This is a genomic window from Pseudomonas sp. MF09156, assembly GCF_059862305.1.
The window spans coordinates 1-2775 of record NZ_JCBCUR010000042.1; the positions used below are offsets into that span (position 1 = coordinate 1).

Consider the following 2775-nt stretch of genomic DNA (forward strand, 5'->3'; position numbering starts at 1 on the left):
AGCGCTTCGACTTCAAATGCCCAATCGAAGTTATGGGCGAGGTGATGCAGAAGGCCATGGCTATGCGGCATGATGCTCCAGCTTCAATTCAATGACCGTGTTGCACTCAGCTCCTGCAACCGCCCTGATTTATGGATTTTTGATTGCTGCCAGAGAATTACACACTCATCCAAAAAACACCAAAGTAGAATATGTAAGGTCTGAGATATCAAAAAACTCAAACTCTGCGTTAACTATAAACATGATCATTTATGAAAGTGCGGAAGAACATGCTCTCCCAAAAGATCAAGAGTACGCATATGTTGTTCGTGACTCATCGCATCAACGGTCAAAATCACCTCATCCACACCGCGGGATTCAAGCGCTCTGAGTGCGACTATAATATCATCAGGTGTACCAACCATGATCGATGGGCTGAGCTCTATGAGTTTGTCAAGGTTTCGCTTATATTCTACAATACGTTGAATACCGGCAAAGTACTCATACGTAGGTTCCTTAGCCAATGGCAAATAAATATCCAAAATGAACTGAACATAAGCAAAGGCTCGCATTCTTACCTCAGCCAATGCAGTTGCTCGATCAGCTGCACAATGAAAAATTGGAACATAATAACCATATGAATTATTCACACGATCATTAACTGGAGTTGCGCTTCCTATTGTATCGCGGTAAGCGCTAATACACTCATCTATGTAGTCCCATCCAAAAAAATTATCGAAGGTAAGTATTCCAACGCCGTACTCAGCTGCCAGTTTGTGAGAGTCAGGCCCTGAGCTCACAGAAAACAAATGGGGCGATGGTTTCTGCAATGGCCTAGGATTGACCTTAACTTCTTCAAAAGGCCAGTACTTTCCGTTGGGATTAGAGACCACACCTTTGGTCAGCGTCTCCCCAATTACCGTTATCGCCTCCTTCCACCGATCTTTGGTCTCGGCTGGCTTTACACCGAAGGCCTGCATGACTAATTTATTGTTGCCACGAGCCGTACAGAGTTCTGCCCGCCCATTAGATAAAATATCGAGGGTAGCTAAACGCTCTGCAACCGTAATTGGATTATGGAACGGGATCGTAACGGCCATGTAGCGAATAATTATATTTTTAGTAAGCGCCGCGACAGCACCATAGAGCGCGTCAGGGGCTGAAATAGTCGGACCATCAATAAAGTGGGCCTCAGATGTACCCCAGCAATAGAAACCGAGCTCGTCTGCACGCACAGCCTCGCGGATCATGTCGTGCATTTTCCTTTGTGGCGGTGTGCCAGCCAACGCACCGTCGGAGATTATGCCGATTTTCATTTACGTTCCTCGTGTTTTAGGTGTAGGCCGACATGACCCAACTTTACTAAATACGGTTGCTCATGCATTCGGACAACCGCCAATCAACTGGCGCGCCAAATTGCACTGAACTACTGCCCGACTGACCCGCTTGGGATCGTCACCGCGATCATCGAGCCACGTTGCAAAACAACTGTTATGTATCCTTGCACAGCGGTTTTTTTTACGCAACACCTGTTTTGTAAAAAACCACAAGCCTATAATCACGACATGCAGGACCAACTCGATGCCTGATAAAAGGTGGCGCTGAGTAGCTGTGGAGTGGTCCAGCGCGATAGCGTCTAGTCCGGGGGATGCAGTATGCTGGCACGGCGACGATCAGCCTCACAGCAAGACCATATTTGGTAACCCGTTGATTGGGCTTATGCTTCAACGCATACCCATTTTGCTTTACAAACCGGTCGAATCATTTTTTTTGCGCGCAGCGTTTCTTTTTGTAATACGCGTTCTAAGAACGCTAAATTGGAGTAGTTATGCCACGGGTAATAGATCACGAGGAGCGTCGCAACGAGGTGCTAGCAGCGACCTGGAAAGTCGTAGCGACTGAGGGACTAGAAGCAGCGACAATCCGAAGAATTGCAATTGAAGTAGGATGTACAGCGGGGCTTGTGACGCATCATTTCGCCAATAAAGATGAAATTCTTGTAGCGGCTTTGCGTCAGGTACACGTTGCCGCGGCCAGGAGGATGGCATCGCACCTGTCTAGCGGATCGCCGCTCAAAACGCTATACGCGGTTCTCCTTGAGGTTCTGCCGCTCGACGATGACCGTAAGCTTGAGTGGCGTGTATGGATAGCGTTCTGGGGACAATCGCTTGGTAAGCCTTACCTGGCGCAAGAACTCCATAACCGCTATTCTGAATGGCGAAATGCCATAAGCGGGCTCATGCGGGCCGCTCAGCGTAGCCAAGAGGTCTCTCCACAACTTGATGTGCGCCTCTGGACAGATATCACGATCAGTCTTATTGACGGATTAGGGCTACAGGCTGTACTGGAGCCACAATACTTTAGTACCCAACGGCTCAAAAAAGTTGTGGCCTCACACATGGAAAAACTCCTGCAAGACGTAAATCTAATTGAAACTTCTTGAGGTCACTAGATAAATAGCCAGGATTTCGTTGCAATTTAATTCAGCAACACAAGCCCCTTCGATAGACTTTTTTACCGATATTATTAGCAGCATCTTACGCCCCTCACTGATTAATTATAATTAGTGAGATGCTGCCCGACACTTTAATGGCAAGCCATAAACCCTATCGCAAAGCAACACCCCCATAATTAATTAACCATGTCATACGTGGTTAAGTTTTAAGGAGGGGCGGCGGCAAAAACTGAGTGCAACACCTGACCTTTCCGGTACGGTGCTGCCCCTATGTCTTATACCGAACTCAGCGTTGAAGAGCGCGCCACCATTCAAATCAGTCATGCCCAAGGCTTCAGCCT

General features: G+C 47.6%; 2 protein-coding genes. One reads left to right on the forward strand and one right to left on the reverse strand.

Going from position 1 to position 2775, the window contains the following annotated elements; genetic code table 11:
* Positions 1 to 245: 245 nt before the first annotated feature.
* Positions 246 to 1295, reverse strand: a complete 1050-nt coding sequence (locus tag AC19YY_RS30915) for an LLM class flavin-dependent oxidoreductase (RefSeq protein ID WP_169906575.1) — start codon at positions 1293 to 1295, stop codon at positions 246 to 248.
* 512 nt (positions 1296 to 1807) lie between these two features.
* Between AC19YY_RS30915 and AC19YY_RS30920 the strand changes: the two genes are divergently transcribed.
* Positions 1808 to 2422: a TetR/AcrR family transcriptional regulator gene (locus tag AC19YY_RS30920; protein WP_169906577.1), complete on the forward strand. Its 615-nt coding sequence runs from the start codon at positions 1808 to 1810 to the stop codon at positions 2420 to 2422.
* The last annotated feature ends 353 nt before the right edge of the window (positions 2423 to 2775 follow it).

Coding starts and splice junctions, on each gene's coding strand:
- AC19YY_RS30915 (WP_169906575.1), bottom strand. CDS start 1,295: ATGAAAATCGGCATAATCTCCGACGGTGCGTTGGCTGGCACACCGCCA.
- AC19YY_RS30920 (WP_169906577.1), top strand. CDS start 1,808: ATGCCACGGGTAATAGATCACGAGGAGCGTCGCAACGAGGTGCTAGCA.